16 protein-coding genes are annotated in these 18,638 nt (G+C 68.2%); 8 read left to right on the top strand and 8 right to left on the bottom strand.

Annotated features, from left to right (window positions below; genetic code table 11):
• Window positions 1–26 precede the first annotated feature (26 nt).
• The gene (locus tag LOC60_RS00260; RefSeq protein ID WP_230020661.1) at window positions 27–1,058 is read right to left on the bottom strand and encodes an ADP-ribosylglycohydrolase family protein; all 1,032 of its coding nucleotides are present in this window, start codon (window positions 1,056–1,058) and stop codon (window positions 27–29) included.
• A 524-nt stretch (window positions 1,059–1,582) separates the two neighbouring features.
• Between LOC60_RS00260 and LOC60_RS00255 the strand changes: the two genes are divergently transcribed.
• From LOC60_RS00255 to LOC60_RS00235, 5 genes are all read left to right on the top strand, one after another.
• Complete coding sequence (locus LOC60_RS00255) at window positions 1,583–2,587, top strand: aquaporin (RefSeq protein ID WP_230020660.1); 1,005 nt, start codon at window positions 1,583–1,585, stop codon at window positions 2,585–2,587.
• Between the two features lie 92 nt (window positions 2,588–2,679).
• A complete protein-coding gene (locus LOC60_RS00250; RefSeq protein WP_230020659.1) occupies window positions 2,680–3,843 on the top strand; it encodes an exonuclease SbcCD subunit D in 1,164 nt (387 codons plus the stop codon).
• Window positions 3,840–6,893: an AAA family ATPase gene (locus LOC60_RS00245; protein ID WP_442860353.1), complete on the top strand. Its 3,054-nt coding sequence runs from the start codon at window positions 3,840–3,842 to the stop codon at window positions 6,891–6,893. Before LOC60_RS00250 ends, LOC60_RS00245 begins: the two co-directional genes overlap by 4 nt.
• A gap of 124 nt (window positions 6,894–7,017) precedes the next feature.
• Complete coding sequence (locus LOC60_RS00240) at window positions 7,018–8,352, top strand: MFS transporter (RefSeq protein ID WP_230020657.1); 1,335 nt, start codon at window positions 7,018–7,020, stop codon at window positions 8,350–8,352.
• Between the two features lie 79 nt (window positions 8,353–8,431).
• Window positions 8,432–8,596 carry a hypothetical protein gene (locus LOC60_RS00235; protein WP_230020655.1) on the top strand — a complete coding sequence of 55 codons (165 nt, stop codon included), beginning with the start codon at window positions 8,432–8,434 and terminating at the stop codon, window positions 8,594–8,596.
• 69 nt (window positions 8,597–8,665) lie between these two features.
• On the opposite strand, the gene LOC60_RS00230 is transcribed toward LOC60_RS00235, so the two are convergent.
• The 6 genes from LOC60_RS00230 to LOC60_RS00205 form a co-directional block, all read right to left on the bottom strand.
• Window positions 8,666–9,637: a serine/threonine-protein kinase gene (locus tag LOC60_RS00230; protein ID WP_230020654.1), complete on the bottom strand. Its 972-nt coding sequence runs from the start codon at window positions 9,635–9,637 to the stop codon at window positions 8,666–8,668.
• Window positions 9,638–9,799: 162 nt separating this feature from the next.
• A complete protein-coding gene (locus tag LOC60_RS00225; protein ID WP_230020652.1) occupies window positions 9,800–10,609 on the bottom strand; it encodes an alpha/beta fold hydrolase in 810 nt (269 codons plus the stop codon).
• A 3-nt stretch (window positions 10,610–10,612) separates the two neighbouring features.
• On the bottom strand, window positions 10,613–10,942 hold the full coding sequence (locus tag LOC60_RS00220) for a biotin/lipoyl-containing protein (protein ID WP_230020651.1): 330 nt from the start codon (window positions 10,940–10,942) through the stop codon (window positions 10,613–10,615).
• The gene (locus LOC60_RS00215; protein WP_230020690.1) at window positions 10,935–11,915 is read right to left on the bottom strand and encodes an alpha-ketoacid dehydrogenase subunit beta; all 981 of its coding nucleotides are present in this window, start codon (window positions 11,913–11,915) and stop codon (window positions 10,935–10,937) included. Before LOC60_RS00215 ends, LOC60_RS00220 begins: the two co-directional genes overlap by 8 nt.
• A 118-nt stretch (window positions 11,916–12,033) precedes the next feature.
• Window positions 12,034–13,053 (bottom strand): thiamine pyrophosphate-dependent enzyme, encoded by a 1,020-nt coding sequence (locus LOC60_RS00210; protein ID WP_230020649.1) that lies wholly within the window; start codon window positions 13,051–13,053, stop codon window positions 12,034–12,036.
• 143 nt (window positions 13,054–13,196) lie between these two features.
• Window positions 13,197–14,528, bottom strand: coding sequence for an amino acid permease (locus tag LOC60_RS00205; protein WP_331460753.1), 1,332 nt, complete (start codon window positions 14,526–14,528; stop codon window positions 13,197–13,199).
• A gap of 281 nt (window positions 14,529–14,809) precedes the next feature.
• Between LOC60_RS00205 and LOC60_RS00200 the strand changes: the two genes are divergently transcribed.
• From LOC60_RS00200 to LOC60_RS00190, 3 genes are read left to right on the top strand one after another with little or no spacing between them, the layout of a single operon-like run.
• On the top strand, window positions 14,810–15,286 hold the full coding sequence (locus LOC60_RS00200) for an Lrp/AsnC family transcriptional regulator (RefSeq protein WP_230020647.1): 477 nt from the start codon (window positions 14,810–14,812) through the stop codon (window positions 15,284–15,286).
• A 28-nt stretch (window positions 15,287–15,314) separates the two neighbouring features.
• Window positions 15,315–16,685: a M20/M25/M40 family metallo-hydrolase gene (locus LOC60_RS00195; RefSeq protein WP_230020646.1), complete on the top strand. Its 1,371-nt coding sequence runs from the start codon at window positions 15,315–15,317 to the stop codon at window positions 16,683–16,685.
• Window positions 16,685–18,166: an MFS transporter gene (locus LOC60_RS00190; protein ID WP_230020643.1), complete on the top strand. Its 1,482-nt coding sequence runs from the start codon at window positions 16,685–16,687 to the stop codon at window positions 18,164–18,166. The genes LOC60_RS00195 and LOC60_RS00190 overlap by 1 nt, the downstream gene beginning before the upstream one ends.
• 7 nt (window positions 18,167–18,173) lie before the next feature.
• Here LOC60_RS00190 and LOC60_RS00185 read toward each other — a convergent pair whose 3' ends face one another.
• On the bottom strand, window positions 18,174–18,629 hold the full coding sequence (locus tag LOC60_RS00185) for a MarR family winged helix-turn-helix transcriptional regulator (RefSeq protein ID WP_230020641.1): 456 nt from the start codon (window positions 18,627–18,629) through the stop codon (window positions 18,174–18,176).
• Between the last annotated feature and the right edge of the window lie 9 nt (window positions 18,630–18,638).

Genomic DNA, 18,638 nt, shown 5'->3' with positions numbered 1-18,638 from the left:
GGCCGGCCCCGCGGCAGAACCCCCGGCTAGGGCGCGACCGTTGCGGCAACGAATCCTGCGGCGAGCTTCTCGATGACGCTGCGTTCCCGCAGAGCCTCAAGGTCGGCTTCGGGCAGGGTGCCGAACCGGGTTCCCAGCAGGCTTCCGGCCACGACGGCGGCGGGGGAGCCGCCCGCTGCTGCGGCCTGTTGGACGGCGGCGGCCGTTGCGGCACTGAGGCCCGTATTTTCAGCGGCAGCGTAGGTTGCGGCTTCTACGGCCAGTGCGGCGAGGAGCCCAAGCATCAGGGCGTCCTCCGCGGTGAGCGCCCGACTGGCTGATCCCGCGGCGGCGGCAGCGGCGTCGTCGTCCGTCAGTACCGGCTGCAGCCGGTCGGCGAGTTCGGGCATCCCGTTGTCCCGTGCCCTGGCCAGTGCCGCTTCTGCAGCGCTGTGGAGCGTTGCCCCGGGCGCGAGCAGGCCGTGGACCGTGGACGCAAAGACCGCTGCGCTGTGCCGGGCCGAGGGATGTCCGTGCGTCAGCGAGGCGGCGTCGAGCGCCAGCTTGTAGACCGTTTCGGTCTCGACGTAGGGGAGCAGACCGAACGGAGCCGAGCGCACCAGTGCGGCAGGGGTGTTGACGGAAGTGTTGAGCGGGCGTTGCCGCGTGCCCATTTCCCCGGTGGCGAGGGCTGAGAGGACATCGGGATCGACGGTACCGCCGTCGTTGGTTCCCTCGCACCGCAGCAGCGGCTCGGAATCGATGGGCCGGGGCAGCGGTGACGGTCCGGCCTCGGGAAGCGGCAGGCCCTGCCCGCGCATCCAGCGGAGATAGGCCAGCCAGACGCATGCCGTCTCGTCCGCGCCCACTCCTTCGTTTGCCCATTCGATGGCCTCGAGCAGCCCGTCCAGCGAGTAGAGGGCCAGCTGTGTGTCCGCGGAGATCGACGTGCCGGACGCGGACCGGGACCCGGAGGCCGCAGCATCACCCAGCGCACCGCCGAGCAGGCAGCCGTGCATCTTTGCCGACAGGTCAGCGGAGGAAAGGAAAACAGGGGCGGAATCTGGTTCGGGGATCACTCCTCCAGCATAGGCGGTGGGTCCTGGGGGCCTGGCTGCGGGGCCTGGCTGCGGGGCTGGCTGTGCTGACCGCGCTGGGTTTGCGGGACCGGGGCCAGCCGGGACCGGGGCGCCGCCAGCACGGCATCCCAGCGAATGTGGCGTGAGGGACTCCTGTGGTCCCACTGGCAACACCGGCACCACATGGCGGGACCCTGTGCCGGAACCGCCCCGCCTTCTGTACAGGTGATGCCGGGACCGCTCACCTTCTGTACAGCTAAGGAGCTTCAGACGCCACGCAGGCCGCCTTACCTGTCCGTAAGCGGACGGTACAAACGCAGCTCAGCCCGCGCCAATCCACCGGGGATACAGGCCAAATTCAGGGAGTTAACAGGCTGCGCTGACACGGTGGGGTAGTTTGTAGTGAGTTCGCGCATGTCCCGGCACCGGCACAATCCGGCCGGGCCGTGCCGCAGTACCGCTTCTTTTTGCAGCGGCGGCCGTGAATCCAGTGCCGCCCTCCTCACGTTAGGAATTCCTCTTCCATGTCATCTGAGTCCTTACCACTCAGCGGAGCCCGGGCCGTAACGCCCGCCCGCAATGCAGCGCCTGCAAACGGTGGCTACAACTACGGGTTTGTCGGACGGACGGTAGCCGAGGCTATCGGCTCCTTCCTGCTGCTCTTCGTCGGCATCGGGATTGCCATCTTCAGCACCGGCACCGGCATTACGTCGCCGCTGGCTTTCGGCCTGGCACTTGCCGCCGCAATGGTGGCTTTCGGCTACGTTTCGGGCGGCCACTTCAACCCCGCCATCACCCTTGGCAGCGCAGTCGCCGGACGCACGGCCTGGAAGTTCGTCCTGCCGTACGTCCTGGCCCAGGTGGTAGGCGCCGTCCTCGGCGTTGCCATCCTGTGGGTGGTTATTAACGGCCATACGCAGATTGCCGAGGAGGCCCGCACGTTCATGAGCGGTACGGCCAACGGTTTCGACGATCACTCGACGAACTTCTTCCCGCTTACCAGCGCACTGCTGATGGAGGTCATTGCGGGTGCCCTGCTGACCGCCGTCTTCCTCGGTGCAGCGTCCCGTAGGGCAACGACGGAATCCCGCCGCTCCACCGCGGCCAAGGGTGCCTTCGCAGTCGGCGTGGCCTATGCGGTCCTGCTGACCGTGCTTGTTCCCGTCACCAACGGCGGCATCAACCCGGCCCGTTCCACCGCCGTCGCCCTCTTCTCCGAGGGCTGGGCCCGGGAGCAGCTCTGGCTGTTCTGGGTTGCACCCCTGCTCGGGGCAGTGATTGCCGGCCTGATTTTCCGCAGCGTCGACATGACCATTGACGCGCACCGCAACGATGCCGCCGCCCTGGAGGCGGCCGCTGATGACGCCGATACCGCCAAGCCGGCCGTCAGCAAGCCGGCCAAGCCGGCTTCCACCGCCGGCAGCACGACGCCGGTTGTGGACGAGGAAGCCAAAGGCTTCTTTGACAAGCCCGCAGACGGAACCGGCACAACCCGTCCGGAGGACGGCACGCCGGGCAGCCGCCCGTAGCGCAACGAAGTACTAACACCCCCGGGGGCAGTGGCACACGCCGCTGCCCCCGGTTGAGTTAAGTGTCGGAGCCGGGCTGTAGGTTTTAAGACATGCGTTTACTGCACACTTCAGACTGGCACCTCGGCCGATCCTTCCACGGCGTCGGAATGCTGGACGCCCAGGCGGACTTCATCGACCGGCTCGTGGACACGGTGCGCCGGGAGCGGGTGGATGCCGTGCTGATCGCAGGGGACGTGTACGACCGCGCGCTTCCGGCAGTGGACACGGTACGCCTGCTGGACTCGGCGCTGGAACGCATCACGGGTGCAGGCGCGGCGGTGGTGCTTTCCAGCGGAAACCATGATTCCGCCGCCCGGCTGGGTTTCGGCAGCGCACTGTTCGAGCGCGCCGGCGTGCACCTGCGCACGCGCTATGAGGACATCGCCCGCCCGGTGATCCTTCCCGTGGAAGGCAGGCCGGTGGCCGTCTACGGCATCCCGTACCTGGAACCGCGGCTCGCCGCGGGGGACCTCGGGGTCGAGGCCCCGAACCACTTCTCCGTGACGGCCGCTGCCGTGCAGCGGATCCGCGAGGACATCCTTGCCCGTGAACAGGCTGGCGAACCTGTTGCGTCCGTGGTTATGGCTCATACCTTCGCCAGCGGCGGCATCAGCAGCGACAGCGAACGCGACCTCGCAGTGGGCGGCCTCGGCGCCGTCCCCCTGGACCTGTTCAAGGAGTTTTCCTACACCGCCCTGGGCCATCTTCACGGCCGTCAGCAGCTCAGCCCCACAGTCCGCTACAGCGGTTCACCGCTCCCGTATTCCTTCTCCGAGGCGCGGCAGGCCAAGGGCGGGTGGCTGTTGGAGTTCGACGCCGGCGGCCTCGCGTCCATTGAGCCCGTCACCTGGCCGGCCCCGCGCCGGCTGGCGGTGCTGCGCGGCAAGCTCGAGGACCTCCTGGTGGACCCGGATCTCGCCGACGCGCAGGATGCCTACTGCCAAATCACCCTGACCGACAGCCAGCGGCCCGCCAAGGCCATGGAACGGCTCCGCACCAGGTTCCCCGACACCCTGGTGCTTTCCTTCGACCCGGAGGGCGGTGCCCGGGGCCCGGCCCAGACCTACAGCCAGCGGCTGGCCAAGGCCACCGACGATCTCGACATCTGCTGCGGATTCCTCGAGCATGTCCGGTCACGCAGCGCAGCGGATGAGGAAAAGGACCTCTTCATCGAAATCCTGAACAAGGTCCGCGAAGCCGAGGCTGCACAGTGAGAATCCACCGCTTGGAAATGCAGGCCTTCGGTCCCTTTGCGGACCGGCAGGTCATCGATTTTGATGAACTGGGTGCCCACGGGCTCTTCCTGTTGAACGGTCCCACGGGTGCCGGCAAGACCAGCGTGCTGGACGCCATCTGCTTTGCCCTCTACGGCAGTGTCCCGGGAGCCCGGCAGCAGGGACGCCGGCTGCGCAGCGACCACGCCGCCCAGGACACCGCACCCGAAGTGGTCCTCGAATTCAGTTCAGGTGTCCGGCGCTTCGACGTGGCCCGGAGCCCGCAGTGGGAACGCCCCGCCAAGCGCGCCGGCGGGAAAAGCACCGTGACCGAGCAGGCCAAGACCCTGCTGCGGGAATTCGTTGACGGGGCGTGGGTGGAGAAGTCCTCCCGCAACGACGAAGCCGCCGCGGAAATCGCCGAACTGCTCGGGATGAACCGGGAGCAGTTCACCAAGGTGGTGATGCTGCCGCAGGGCGACTTCGCGGCCTTCCTCCGCGCCGATGCTGCCTCGCGTGAACAGCTGCTGCAGCAGCTGTTCGGCACCTCCCGGTTCGAAGACGTGGAACGCCGGCTCAAGGCCGAGCTGGTTGAAGCCACTGCCCGCTTTGACGCCGCCCAGGCCCGGTCCGAGCATGTGCTGCGCCGCGCCGGTGACGAAATCCGACGGTACCGCGATGAACTGACCGAGAGCAGCGAGGCGGGCGACGGCGCCGTCGAGCGGGGAGAAGAGGAGCTTGAACAGTTCCGGGCGGAGCTCGGTTCCCGGACAGCCGCGGCCCGCAAGGAACTCGCCGAACTGCAGACGGCCCGCGAAGGCGCCGAGAAGCATCTGCAGGAATTCGAGCACCGCCGTGCCCGCGGACTCGCCCTGCAGCAGCTGATCCGGGAGGAAGCCGAACACGCCCGGGCCGAAGCGGAGATTGAACCGCAGCGGGCAGCACTTCAAACCCATGCCGCTGCTTCCGTGCTGGCCGGCAGCGTACGTGCCGCGGAAGCGGCCGCCCGGCGTGCGGAAAACCGCCGGGCCGAAGCGGAAGAGGCCTTGCAGGACCTGGCCGGGCATGCGCTCGCCCCTGCCTACAATGTGCTCCCGGACGCCGGGACGGTGCTGCCGGACGGGCTGGAGGCGCTGGTGGGCGCGGACCTCGCAGCTGCACGTGCGGCCCTCGAAGACGAGGAACGCACCGAGGCGCTGCTCGCCCGCGCCGGGACGGAGACCGAAGCCGCCCAAGCTTACCGGGCGCAGGCCGCCGAAGCCGTCACCACGCTGGCCTCCCTGCGGACGGAAGAGACAGAGCTGGCCGGCGAAGCAGCTGCGCTGGGACGGCTGGCGGAAGGGGAATCCCGGGCCGAAGCCGCCCTGGCCTCCGCGGAAGAGCTGGTGTCAACCATCAGCGGCTACGCCGCGGCAAGCAAACGTGCGGAGGCTGCCGGCAAGGCTGCCGCAGACGCCCGCCAGGAATATCAGGACCTCCGGCAGGCGTGGCAGGACCTGCTGCAGGCAAGACTGGAGCAGGCCGCTGCCGAGCTGGCACAGGAACTCGCCGACGGGACGCCGTGCCCGGTCTGCGGCGGACTGGAACACCCTCGTCCTGCAGTGCTGCCGGACGGCGAGGCGCCGGTAACCCGCGAGGCCGAGCAGGAAGCGAAAGCACGTTCGGCCACGGCGGAGGCAGCCTACGACGAGGCCCGGCACCTGGCCGGCACCACCGCCGAAGAGGCTGCGGTGCTTCGTGCCCGCGGGGGCGCGGGGGACGCTGCTTCTGCGCAGGCAGAGCTCGACGCCGCACGCGCCGACCTGGAGCAGGCCCGTGGAGCCGTCCGGGCGCTGGCAGAAGCGGAACGCCGCCTGAGGGCGATCAGCGCGGAACTGGCGGCTACGGAGGCAACGCGCTCCGAGGCGCTCATTTCCGCCGCCCAGGCGGAGTCCCGGGCGGCAGCGGCACGCGAGCAGGCAGCGGAACTCTCGGACCGCATCACCGCTGCCATGTCGGGTTTCGGCAGCATCAGCGAACGGGTCCGGTCACTTACGGAGTTCGCGGAGCTTGCGGCCGCTGCACGGGAAGCCGCCGGTGCCGCAGCCGCGGCCGACGAGGAGTCGGAACGGGTAGGCGCGGAACTGGACTCAGCATTGTCCGGTACTCCCTTTGCAGCGGCTGCCGAGGTCAGCGCCGCCCTGCTGGACGCCGGCACCGCCGAGGCCTACGCGGCGGCGGTCTCGGAGTGGGAAGAGCAGGGCCGCCGGCTGCTGGTGCGCCGGGAGGCCCAAGCCGCGGCGGCTCCGGAAGATGCAGCGGGGGAGCCGCTCGCCGTGCCGGACGAGGAAGACGTGGCAGAGGCCGCGGAACAGGCCGCCGAGGTACGGAAGGCCCAGGAAGAAGCCGCGCTGCTGGTCCGCCTGCTGGAAGGCTCGGACGTCCGGCTCGCGGAATACTCCGTCGAGCTCCGGGAGGCACTCGAACGCACCGCACCCCTGCGCGCCCGCCGGGACCTGCTGCAGTCGGTTGCCGACACCGCCCGGGGCGGAGGCGAAAACGAATACAAGATGACCCTGAGCACCTACGTCCTGGCCGCACGGCTGGAGCAGGTGGCGGCAGCCGCCACCGAGCGGCTCGCCGCAATGACCGGGGGCCGGTATGCGCTGGTGCACAGCGATTCCAAATCCGGCAACCGCAAGGCGGGACTGGGCCTGCACGTCACGGACGAGTGGACCGGGCAGCACCGGGACACGTCCACCCTCTCCGGCGGTGAAAGCTTCATGGCTTCCCTGGCCCTGGCCCTGGGCCTGGCGGACGTTGTCCAGCAGGAAGCCGGCGGCGTGAACATTGAAACCCTCTTCGTGGACGAAGGGTTCGGCAGCCTCGACGAGCAGTCCCTGGAACAGGTTATGGATGCGCTGGAAGGCCTGCGCGACGGCGGCCGCGTGGTCGGGCTGGTCAGCCACGTGGCGGAAATGAAACAGCGGATCCCGGCGCAGCTCCAGATCATTAAGGGCCGCAACGGTTCCTCGGTGCGTTTCAGCGCAGGCGAGCTCTTGGGCCCGTGATGCATTAACCGGCACCTTCCGGTTAGGTCCAACGGCTCCGCATGGGTAAAATCGACGGGTTACAAGGGTCGGGCACACCGGGAGGGGGGACGGTGTGCGGTTCGACGTACCTGGATACCGCACCATGACCCAAGACACCTCCACCCGCCCTCAGGCACCAAGCCCTGACTCCACTCCTGCCGACCCGGCGAAAATCCCGGGTCCCGGCGGCCGCTACCAGGCCATCTTCGCCCTGGCCGGCACATCATTCTTCCCCATCGCGTTCCTGGCACGGCTGCCGCTGGCCATGCTCACCGTCGGAGCGCTTACCCTCATCACCGAGGTTTCGGATTCCTACGCGCTCGGCGGCCTCGCCGCGGGCGGCGTCGGCGTCGGGTCCGCGGTGGGTGCCCCGCTGCTGGGGTACCTGGCGGACCGGATCGGACAGCGTCCCGTCCTCCTGGGCACCGCCGTCCTAAACCCCGTGGCCATCGGTTTGTTCCTCCTTTCCGCGGCGCTCCTGGACCCGGCCGATGCGCCGTTCTGGATGCTTGCGGCTGCACTGTTTATGGGCGCTTCCTGCCCCCAGGTCGGTCCCATGGCACGTGTCCGCTGGATGGCCATGACGTCCCGCCGGCCGCAGGGCCGCGAGATGGACACCGCGCTGGCCTATGAAGGAACCGCGGATGAGCTGACCTTCGTGCTAGGCCCGGCCCTCGTGGGCCTGCTGGCCGCCGCCGTCGCCCCGTGGCTGCCGCTTGTGCTGGCAGCAGTGCTCACGGCGAGCATGGTGACCGCCTTTGCCGTACACCACACCGTGGAACACGTTGTTCCCACCTCCCGCCGGCCGAAGACCTCCCGCAAGGGTGCAGCGCCGGCCCACACCGCGGGAGACCAGCCCGCCCCGCGGGACCGTCCGCAGTGGCTGCTCATCATGGTTCCGGTGCTCGGCATGGTGGCTATGGGCTCGTTCTTCGGCTCCACCCAGACCAGCCTTACGGCGTTTGCGGGCAGCTTCGGCATGGCCACTTCCGCCGGCCTCATTTACGCTGCCATGGCACTGAGCTCGGCTGTTGCGGCCCTGTCCGTGGCCTTCTGGCCTGAGCGCTTCGGCACTGCAGGCCGCTGGGTCCTGTGCGCCGCGGCGATGCTGGCGTTCACCCTGCTCCTGTTCCTGCCCTCGAGCATCGGCACCATGCTGGTTGTCCTGCTGATCCTGGGTCTCCCCGTGGGGCCGACCATGGTCAGCATTTTCGGCATCGGTGCCATCGTGGCCCCGCGCGAACTGATGGGTACCGTAATGACCCTGCTGGCCAGCGGCGTCGTCACCGGCCAGGCGCTGGGTTCCTCGGTGGCGGGAGGGCTGGCGGATTCCTTCGGCTACAGCCACGCTTTCATCGTTCCGACCGCTTCAGCAGCGGCCCTGCTGCTGCTGAGCCTGGTTGCTGTCCGCGCCGCCCGCAAACGTTCGGCGGCCTGAACGGCTTGCAGGTGTTGGCTGGGCCACGGGTGGCCTAGTATCGAATAAGCAGGCCAGAGCATGACAAAGGAGAATCACCATGGGAAACAGTGACAAGGATGCCGGTCAGGGCGATCAGTCGAAGACTGGTCAGGGACCCGATGGCACCATCCCCCAGAGCGAGGACGGTATTGCGGCCGCAAGCACCGAAGAGGCCTCGAACTTTGAACCCGAAGAGGATGAAGCGGCCGACGACGGCAAGTAGCCTTCTCTCCACTTAACAAAAAGGATCGGTCCTGCGGGACCGATCCTTTTTTTGTTTTCGGAGGAGCGCCTACCCCAGGCTGGGAGCATGCAGCGGCGGCGCCGGAATGTAGATGTTGCCGGTGGTGACGCCGCCGGTGGCGGATTCGCCGGTGTCCGGATCACCGAACGCGGCGCTGCCCGGCGACGGAGCCGTCCCCGGGCCGTCCAGCACCATGGCTTCGGAAGCCAGGGAACGAAGCGCCACAGCCACTTCGTGGACCTCGGGGCGCGCGTCCACCAGCCGGGCCGTCATGGCACGCAGGATGTCCGTCCAGGCCGGCCCCACCCGCTCGGGAATCTCGGGGTCGCGGAGCAGCCGTGCCACGGCCGATTCCACAATCGGGCCCGGGAAGGCCTTTTCACCGGTGAGGCACTCCAGGAGCACCAGTCCCAGGGAGTAGACATCCGTGCGTGGATCCACGGCAGCACCCTGGGCCTGTTCAGGGCTCAGGTAGTTTGCCGTTCCGATGGTGGCACCGCTGGCTGTCGCCACGGTGGCCTCGACCATCCGGGCAATCCCGAAGTCCGTAAGGCGCGGGTACAGGCGGGTATCCATGTCCTCCTGCGGGAACAGCAGGATATTCGCAGGTTTGACGTCCCGGTGGATTACACCGTTGCTGTGCACGTAATTCAACGCGTCGGCCAGATCAGCACCCAGCGCTGCGGTTGCGGAGGAGGAGAGCGGACCGTCCTTGAGCTTCCCGCGCAGGTCCGGTCCGTCCACCAGCTCCATCACCAGGTAGCTGGAGCTGCGGCCGTCATCGTCAACGTTGACTCCGGCGTCCAGCAGGGTGACCAGGCCGGGGTGGTTCAGCGTTGCCAGCAGCTGCATCTCGGTCTGCTGCCGGCGGGTCTCGTCATCCTCGCGGATCCCGGCGCTGAAGAGCTTGACGGCTACTTCCCGTCCAAGGTTTTCATCGACCGCCCGGTACACCGCAGCGGCACCGCCGGACCCTATGAGCTCGGTGGTGCGGTATCGGTGGCCCAGGAGTACATCCACGGGTGTCCTCCCTTGAGGGTCAAAGATGAAGCGGGAATCCAGTCGAGACAATCAGTAGGCTGATTAATCCCAGGCTAGCCCACTACCCGTTCCATCTTAGCGTTCAGGCACGCCTGCTGACGGGAGTAACCCGCGGCTGTGACCAAGCTGTTATCCGGAGGGTCAGCCCGCCAGGAATTCCAGTGCAGCGTTTTTGAACGCCCGCGACGTCACCGCGTTGGTATGGGTGCGGGCCGGAAGCACCACCAGCCCGGACAGTCCGCTGAGGGCAGCCAGTTCGGGTGCCGTCGCCGCAAGGTCATCGCGTTCCCCGGCAACCAGGAGCAGCGGCATGGACGGAACTGCCGCCTCGGGGGAGAAGGGTTCCTCCTTGATGGCTTCGATCATCCGGAACAGGGCGGCCAGGTCATTCCCGGGGACCAGTTGGGCCATCCGCAGCAGCTCAGCCGTACGGGCATCCTCCACCGGTGCCCCGCCGGCCGCGGCCGCCCGGGCCGCGTCGAGATCGAAGTCCGCCAGCGGGTCCCCGCTTCCGGGACCGCCCAGCACCATGCGGTGCACGAGCTCGGGCTGGGTGGCGCCGAATTCCCAGGCGAGACGGGAACCAAGGGAGTACCCCACAACGTCCAGTCCGCTGGCCTGGTCGCCGTCGGCCAGCGGGACGACGCCGGAGTCCTGGAGCACCTGCAGCAGATCCGCGCGGATACGGCTCGGACGGTAGGAGTCAAGGTCCGCCGGGGCTGCACTGCCGCCGTGGCCGGGCAGGTCAACGGTGATGACCCTGCGGCCTGCAGCGGTCAGCGCGGTAATCCAGCCCGAGTCGTGCCAGTTCAGCTGCGAACTCGAGGCAAAGCCGTGCAGCAGGAGTACGGGACGCAGCGCCGTCGTGCCCCCCGCCCCGTCGGCGGGATTAATGACCTCCACTGACAGGCGGGGGTCGGTGCCTTCCACCAGGGAACCGTAATCGGCCACAGCCTAGTCCTCGTCCGGCACGGCAGTGAGGCGGACCCGGCGGCGGGCCGGTGCCTCCTGCGGCACGGTGCCCACGATGCCGGCGGTGTTGTCCGGAACCTCGAAGACGATGAGCGGTTCGCCCACATTGATCGTTTCACCCGGCTCGCCGTAGGTGCGGGCCACGCGTCCGGCCTGCGGGGAGGGCAGTTCCACCGCTGATTTGGTGGTTTCCACCTCCACGAGCGGCTGGTTGCGTTCCACCTGGTCGCCCTCGGCCACCAGCCATTCCAGCACTGTGGCTTCGATCAGGCCTTCGCCGAGGTCAGGAAGGGGGAAGGGGATTTCAGCCACGCCGGTACTCCAATACTCGCTGGATCCCGAACAGGATGCGGTCGATGTTCGGGATGTATTCGTCTTCAAGGTCGCCTGAGGGATACGGTACGTCGAATCCCGTGACCCGCCCAACCGGCGCACGCAGGGTGTCGAAGCAGCGCTCCGTAATCAGTGCGGCCACTTCGGCGCCCAGCCCGGAGGTAAGCGGTGCTTCGTGGACGACGACGGCGCGCCGGGTCCGGGCGACGGAGGCAGCCAGCCCCTCGGCGTCGATCGGCTTGAGCCAGCGCAGGTCCAGGACCTCCACCTCGATGCCGTCCTCGGCGGCCAGCTCGGCCACCTGCAGGCAGCGGGCCACCATGGCGCCCCACGCCACCAGGGTGACGTGCCTGCCCGGACGGACCACCTTGGCACCCTGCAGGGGGCCGGCATCGTCCGGGAACACGTCGCCCTTCTGCCAGTAGCGGGACTTCGGTTCCATGAAGATCACCGGGTCCGGAACGGCGACGGCATGCTTCAGCAGATGGTAGGCCTCGTGCGGGCTGGACGGGGAAACCACCTTCAGCCCCGGCACATGGGCGAAGAGCGCTTCCAGCGACTCGCCGTGGTGTTCGGGGGCACGGATGCCGCCGAAGCTGGGTACCCGCAGGGTTACCGGCATGGGCATGGTGCCGCGGCTGCGGTAATTCATCCGGGCCAGCTGGGTGACTATCTGGTTCACCGCCGGATACGCGAAGCCGTCAAACTGCACCTCGGGGATCGGATGGAAGCCGGCCATGGCCAGCCCTACGGACATGCCCAGGATGCCGGATTCCGCCAGCGGGGTATCGAAAACGCGGTCGGCGCCGAAGCGCTCCTGCAGGCCGTCCGTGATGCGGAAGACGCCGCCGAGCCGCCCGACGTCCTCACCTAGGACCACTGCCCGCGGATCCTCCGCCAGTGTTTCGGCCAGGGCCCGGTTCAGGGCCGCCTGCATCGAGAGGTTTTCCATCCGGCCTGCACCGTCTTCCGGGGACGGGGCCGGAGATGACTGTTCCTGTGCGGCGGTCTGCTCGGTGTTCCGGGCAGCGGCTTCCAGATCGGAGGACGCGACGGCGCCGCTTGGCTGCTCAGACATGTTCGGATTCCTCCCGCCAGGCACGGGCCTGGGCTTTAAGCGCTTCGGTGGGCTCGGCAAAAACGAAGTCGAACATTTCGGATCCGGGGCGCGGGCCGAGTGCCATGACCCCCTCGCGGACGCGGTCCGCGTTGGCATTGGCGTCCTGCAGTGCAGCGTCCAGGAACGCGGAGTCCGCGATGCCTTCCGCCACGAGCCGGTCTGCGAGCAGCCGCACAGGGTCTGCCCCTTCGTCGCGCCGTTCCTCCGCCAGGGTCCGGTACCTGCCGGGGTCGTCGCTGGTGGAGTGCGGGCCGCGGCGGTAGGTCATGGCCTCGATCAGCACCGGTCCGTGTCCGGCGCGGGCGTGCGCGGCGGCCTCGCGCGTGGCGAGGACGACGGCGGCGGCGTCGTTGCCGTCGACGGTGATTTCCTTCATTCCGTATCCGGCCGCACGGGCGGCGACGGTGCCGCCGGCCACCTGGGCCTCGGTGGGCAGCGAAATGGCCCAGCCGTTGTTCTGGACGAAGAAGATGACCGGTGCCTTCAGGACCCCGGCGAAGTTCATTGCTTCATGGACATCGCCCTGGGAGCTGGCGCCGTCGCCGAAGTAGGTCAGGGCCACGCCGGGGTTCCCGGCCAGGGTCTGCCCGTGCGCCCAGCCCACGGCATGCAGCACGGATCCGCCGACCACTGCCTGGATGGGGGCGAGCCGGGTCTGCACCGGATCGTAGAGGCCGCCGTGCCAGCTGGCCTTATGGGTGGACATGTAGGCGGTCATGTCCACGCCCATTGTCAGTGCCACACCCATTTCCCGGTACGTGGGGAACACGAAGTCATGTTTGGGATCCATGGCGAAGGCGCTGCCCACCTGGGCGGCTTCCTGGCCCAGTTCCGGGGCGTAGCCGGGAATGATGCCCTGGCGCTGCCAGGCGATCGCGGCGAGGTCCAACTGCCGGACGGCGGTCACCAGACGGTAGAGCCGGCGGAGTTCCTCCGCCGGCAGGGCCGCAGGTTGCAGGTTATTGTCCATAGTCCGAAACCTAGTGGCTTCCGCCACAGTGGGCAAACAGCCCGCGAAACATGACACATTCTGTACAAATGTGTCGTTCAGTCCCTAACTGGCCTTGGCAGTTTGCCTATCCGGCCTCTCCGGTCTATCCGGAGCGGGCCGGCCTATTCCGACGGGTCCGCGGGTGCCGTGCGGGCCTTCGCGGCGCTGCGCCGCTCGAAGGACCAGGCCAGCAGCACCAGCACGGTGCTGAGGGCCGCCGTCGCCAGCAGCTGGACGCGGACGTCCGGGTCGAAGAAGCCCAGGACCACGATGCCCGCCAGCAGCGCCAGCGCGAAGTAGGAGAGCCAGGGGAAAGCCCACATTTTGAACGTGAGTTCGACGCCGGCGGCCTCCGCGCGCTTACGCAGGATGATCTGGGAAACGATGGAGATGCCCCAGACCACCAGGCAGGTGGACCCGACGGTGTTGAGCAGGATCATCAGCACGGTCTCGGGGTAGAGGTAGTTCAGCACCACGGCAATGAAGCCGAACACCACCGAGGCCAGCACCGCCCGCCGCGGCACCCCGCCGGAGCCGAGCCGGCCCAGGGCTGCCGGTGCCCGGCCGCGCTCGCCCAGGGAATAGATCATCCGGGAGGCGCCGTACAGGTTGGCGTTCATCGCGGACAGCAGGGCAATGACGATCACGACCGCCATGACGGTGTCCGCGCCGGGCACCTTCGCTGCGTGCAGGACGGCCACGAAAGGCCCGGTGCTCAGTGCTTCACTGTCCCAGGGCAGCACCGTGACCATCACCAGCACCGAACCGATGTAGAAGACGAGGATCCGCCAGATCACCGAGTTGATGGCCCCGGCAATGTTCTTGGACGGCTCTTCCGTGTCCGCCGCGGCGATGGTGATGATCTCGGTGCCGCCGAAGGCGAAGACCACCAGCAGCAGTCCCGAGGCGACGCCGGTCAGCCCGTTGGGCATAAAGCCGCCGTTGCCGAAGAGGTTGGAGGTTCCCGGTGACGGGACGCCGGGAAGCAGTCCGGCCACAAAGGCGACGCCCACCGCCAGGAAGATGATGATTGCCGCCACCTTCAGGATGGCGAACCAGTACTCGAATTCACCCAGGCTGGCTGCCCCGGCCAGGTTGACGGCCGTGAACACGATGATGAACGCCAGTGCCAGCATCCACTGCTCGACGCCGGGGACCAGCGAGGCGACGATGGCCGCAGCCGCCGTGGCCTCCGCAGCTATCACGATCACAATCTGGAACCACCACATCCACCCGACGGTGGTGCCCGCCGTCCGCCCCAGGGCCTTTTCCGCGTACACGGAGAACGCGCCGCTGCTGGGGTCGGCTGCCGCCATCTCGCCCATCATGCGCATGATGAGAATCACCATGGTTCCGGCAATCAGGAAGGAGATCAGCACCGCGGGACCGGCCGCTGCGATGCCTTCACCGGACCCGACGAAAAGGCCGGTGCCGATGGCACTGCCGAGGCTCATCAGGACAAGGTGCCTCGGCTGCATCTTCCGCGCTCCGGACGGTTCCCCGGCCGGAAGTGCAGTATCAGTGCTGGACGGGCGGGCGGAACTGGGCATAACGGGGGAGGCCTTAGAACGAACGGATTGGCTGCCGGTGCCGCCGCCTGCGGGCAGGGATGCCGCTGCGGAACTGTACACCGGATTCCATCTTAAGGCCGGTCTGTGTGTCCTCCCGTCCGCCCTGCAGCCTTGCTGCCTATACAATTTGTGCACTGCCTGTGCCTCGTCCCGGAAAGGACCCCATGCCCACGGATGCGCTGGATGCCCGTATCGTCACACTGTTCACCGACAACCCCCGGATGTCGGTGCTGGAGGCCTCGCGCCGGCTCGCCGTTGCCCGGGCCACCGTCCAGGCGCGCCTGGACCGGATGCAGGAGACCGGAGTGATTGCCGGGTGGGGTCCGCGGATCGACGCCGAGGCCCTGGGGTACGACGTCGTCGCCTATTGCTCGCTCACCATCCGGCAGGATACGGGCCATGACGCAGTGGTCTCGGCGCTGTCCCGGATTCCGGAAATCCAGGAGGTGCATACCGTCTCCGGTGAGAGCGACCTGCTGGCCCGGGTCGCCGCGCGGTCCAATTCGGACCTGCAGCGGGTGATCGACGCAATCGTAGCCACCAACACCGTCCTGCGGACCTCTTCGGTGATTGTGCTGAACACACACTTCCAGGGACGGATGCTGCCGCTGCTGAACGCCGCCGCGGACGCCGGCATGTGATGGGCGGCACACCCGCTACACTCGGCCCATGCTTAGCTCTCCCGCCGCCGTATCCGCCGCTGCCCTGGGCCGCGCCGCCGCCCCGAAACTTGCCCGGCTCCTGACCTACCGAACCGTCTCCTCGCGGGTGCCGGAGGAAGTGGAGACGGAGCAGTTCGAGGCCTTCATCGCTGCGCTGCCCGAACTGTTTCCGCGGGTTTCCGCAGCCCTGCAGCTGGAGCGGGTCAACGGGTTCGGATTGCTGTACCGCTGGCCCGGCACGCCGGGCGGCACAGCATCCGGACGGGGGCCCGCGGTGCTGATGGCCCACTATGACGTGGTCCCCGTGGAGGATCCGGACCGGTGGGACTACCCGCCGTTCGCCGGCACGGTCACGGAAACCTCCATCGAAGGCCGCGGCGCCCTTGATGACAAGGGCGCACTGGCCGCCGTGCTCGAGGCGGCCGAGCAGCTGCTCGCGGAGGGGTTCGCACCCGCGGGGGACATCTACTTCTCCTTCGGCAACAATGAGGAAACGGCCGGCGACACGGCTGCTGCTGCCGCTGCCCTGCTCGCGGAACGCGGCATCCGTCCCTGGCTGGTGCTGGATGAAGGGGGAGCGGTCGCCTCGGGTGCCTTCCCCTTCGTTACCGTTCCGCTCGCCGTCGTCGGCGTCTCCGAAAAGGGCATCCTCGACGTCGAACTGGCGGTGGACGATCCCGGCGGCCACGCCTCCACACCGAATCGGATGGGGGCGCCGGCGGGGCGGGCCCGCGCCGTCGTCCGTCTGGACCGTCGTCCTTTCCCTGCGTCGCTGCCGGATGTAAGCGTGGAAATGGTCCAGCGGCTTTCCGGATCGGCGCCGCTGCTGCCGCGCCTGGTGCTGGGCAACGCGGCACATCTGCGCGGCGCGCTGACCCGGGTGTTCGGCCTGCTCGGCGGCGAACCCAACGCGATGACCCGCACCACCGTCGCGGTGACCCAGCTGCGGGGGAGCAAGGGGTCCAACGTCCTCGCCACGCGTGCCACGGCCAATGCCAACATCCGGGTCGCCGTCGGGGAGACGGTGGCCTCTACGGTGGCCCGGCTGCGTTCGATCATCCGGGATCCCCAGGTGGGCCTGCGCGTGGTGGAGGGCAACGAGCCCTCGCCGGTCTCCGCGACGGACAACGCCCAGTTCGCCCTGCTGGAGGAAACCATCCGGACGTGCTTCCCGGATGCCGTCCCGGTGCCGTACATCATGCTTGGCGGAACCGATGCGCGGCGCTTCACGTCCATCTGCGACGCGGTGTACCGCTTCGCCCCCTTCCGGATGAGTGCCGCGGACCGGGCCAGCATCCATGCCGACAACGAGAGGCTTGGCATCGAAACGTTCGGCGAGGGCATCGCGTTCTACAAGGTCCTGATGGGGGCGCTCTGATGCCCGCGCCGTCCCTGCCCGGGCTGCGCATGATCGGGCCCCTCGTGGGGTTCCTGGTGCTGGTCGAAATCACCAGCGGCATCCTGCAGGGCTACTACACGCCCCTGCTCACCGACATTGCCCGCCACCTGGGGATCGACGACGGCGACGTCAACTGGTTTGAATCCGCCCAGCTGATGCTCAGCGCGCTCGCCGTACCGATCCTGGCCAAGCTCGGGGACATCTACGGGCACAAACGCATCCTGCTGGTTTCCACGGTCCTGACCGCCGCGGCTTCCTGGGGCGTGGCCTTCGCGCCGGATTTCTGGACGTTCCTGGCGGCGTGGTCGCTCCAGGGCTTCTACGTGGTCTGGCTGCCGATGGAGATTGCCCTGATCTTCAGCCGGGTGCGCCATGCCCCCAACCGGGCAGTACTTACCCGCAAGGCGGCGGGACTGCTGGTGGGTGCACTGGAGCTGGGGGTGATCGGCGGTGCCCTGCTGGGCGGGGTCCTGGTGGAGCACTTCCCGCTCTGGTTCACGCTGTGCCTGCCCGCCGCCGCGGTGACCCTGTGCATTTTCGCGGTGCACTTCGGGGTGCCGGAATCCACGGCACTGGACGGCGGCACCGTGGACCGGACCGGATTCGTACTGCTGGCGGCCGGGCTGCTGCTGCTTACCTCCGGGCTGACCTTCCTGCGGATCAACGGTCCGGGCACCTGGTGGGTGTGGGCCGTGCTTGCCGCCGGCGTCGCCTCGTTCATCCCCTTTGTCCGGTACGAGCTCGGGCAGAAGGATCCGCTGGTGGACTTCCGGATGCTGCGCAGCCCGTCCATGTGGCCCGTCCAGCTGACCGCCGGGCTGTTCGGCATCTCAGTGCTTGGTGCACAGGCACCCATGTCCACCTTCGCCCGCACCGATCCCGGTCTGCACGGCTACGGCCTGGGGCTGGCTGCCTCGCAGGTGTCCATCATTATCGGCACCTATGTCCTTGCCCTGCTCGTAGGTGCCCTGCTGTTCCCGCTGGCGGCACGGCGGACCACCCCGAGGAACACCCTGGTGGGGGCCTCGCTCCTCGTCGGCGTCGGTTACGGGCTTTTCCTGCCCTTCCACGACACCCTGCCGCAGGCCCTGATGAACATGGTGGTGGCCGGGCTCGGTTCCGGAGCGCTGGTGGCCGCGCTTCCCTCGGCTGCCGCTGCTGCGGCACCGCTGAACCGGACCGGCATGGCGACCGGACTGACCAATACCACCAAGACCATCGGCGGGTCCTTCGCCTCGGCGGTCTTCGGAATTGCACTGGCCGGAGCAGCTGCGGACGCCCTCGCGGGCGGAGCGGCCGACGCCGGGACGGTGGCACCGCTGCAGGGCTACCTGACAGTCTGGGCTGTGTGTTCAGTGACGGCGTTTATCGCGGCCGCCGTCCTGCTGCTCGTGCCCCGGCTGGCGTTTGCCGATCCTCCATTGGCGGCGGCGGCGGCGTCGGAGGAGGCTGCGGCCTAGCCGTACGCTAGTCGGCCAGGCTGGCCAGGACCTTGTCCGTCAATTCCTTCAGGCGGTCCAGCTCGGCGCTGTCCAATGCGGGAGTGAGAAGTTCATGGATCCCGCGCACGTGGATACGGCCCAGGCGCCGCTGGACCGCCCGGCCCTCCTCGGTCAGCGCCAGTTCGACGCCGCGCTGGTCCTGCTCTGCCGGCCGGCGCTGCACCAGGCCCCGGGCCTGCAGCCGGTCCACCATCCGGCTCAGGCTGGGCTGGCTGATGAGTAGGTGCTCGTTGAGCTCATTGAGCCGTATCCAGCCTCCGGGGCAGCGCGTCAGGTTGAACAGGACGTCGTACTCCCGCATGGTCAGTTCCCGAAACTCCGGATCCCGCTGCAGGCGCCGCATGACGCCCACCTGGACGCGGAACAGGGACTCCCATGCTTCGGCTGCCTGTTTCGCCGTGACGTCATTGGTAGGGTGCATCGTCCCAGC

This window comes from Arthrobacter sp. zg-Y769 (genome assembly GCF_020907405.1).
In the GTDB taxonomy this organism is placed as follows: domain Bacteria; phylum Actinomycetota; class Actinomycetes; order Actinomycetales; family Micrococcaceae; genus Arthrobacter_B.
Note: the sequence above shows the minus strand (reverse complement) of the source record. Positions and strands in the feature narration are given on the sequence as shown.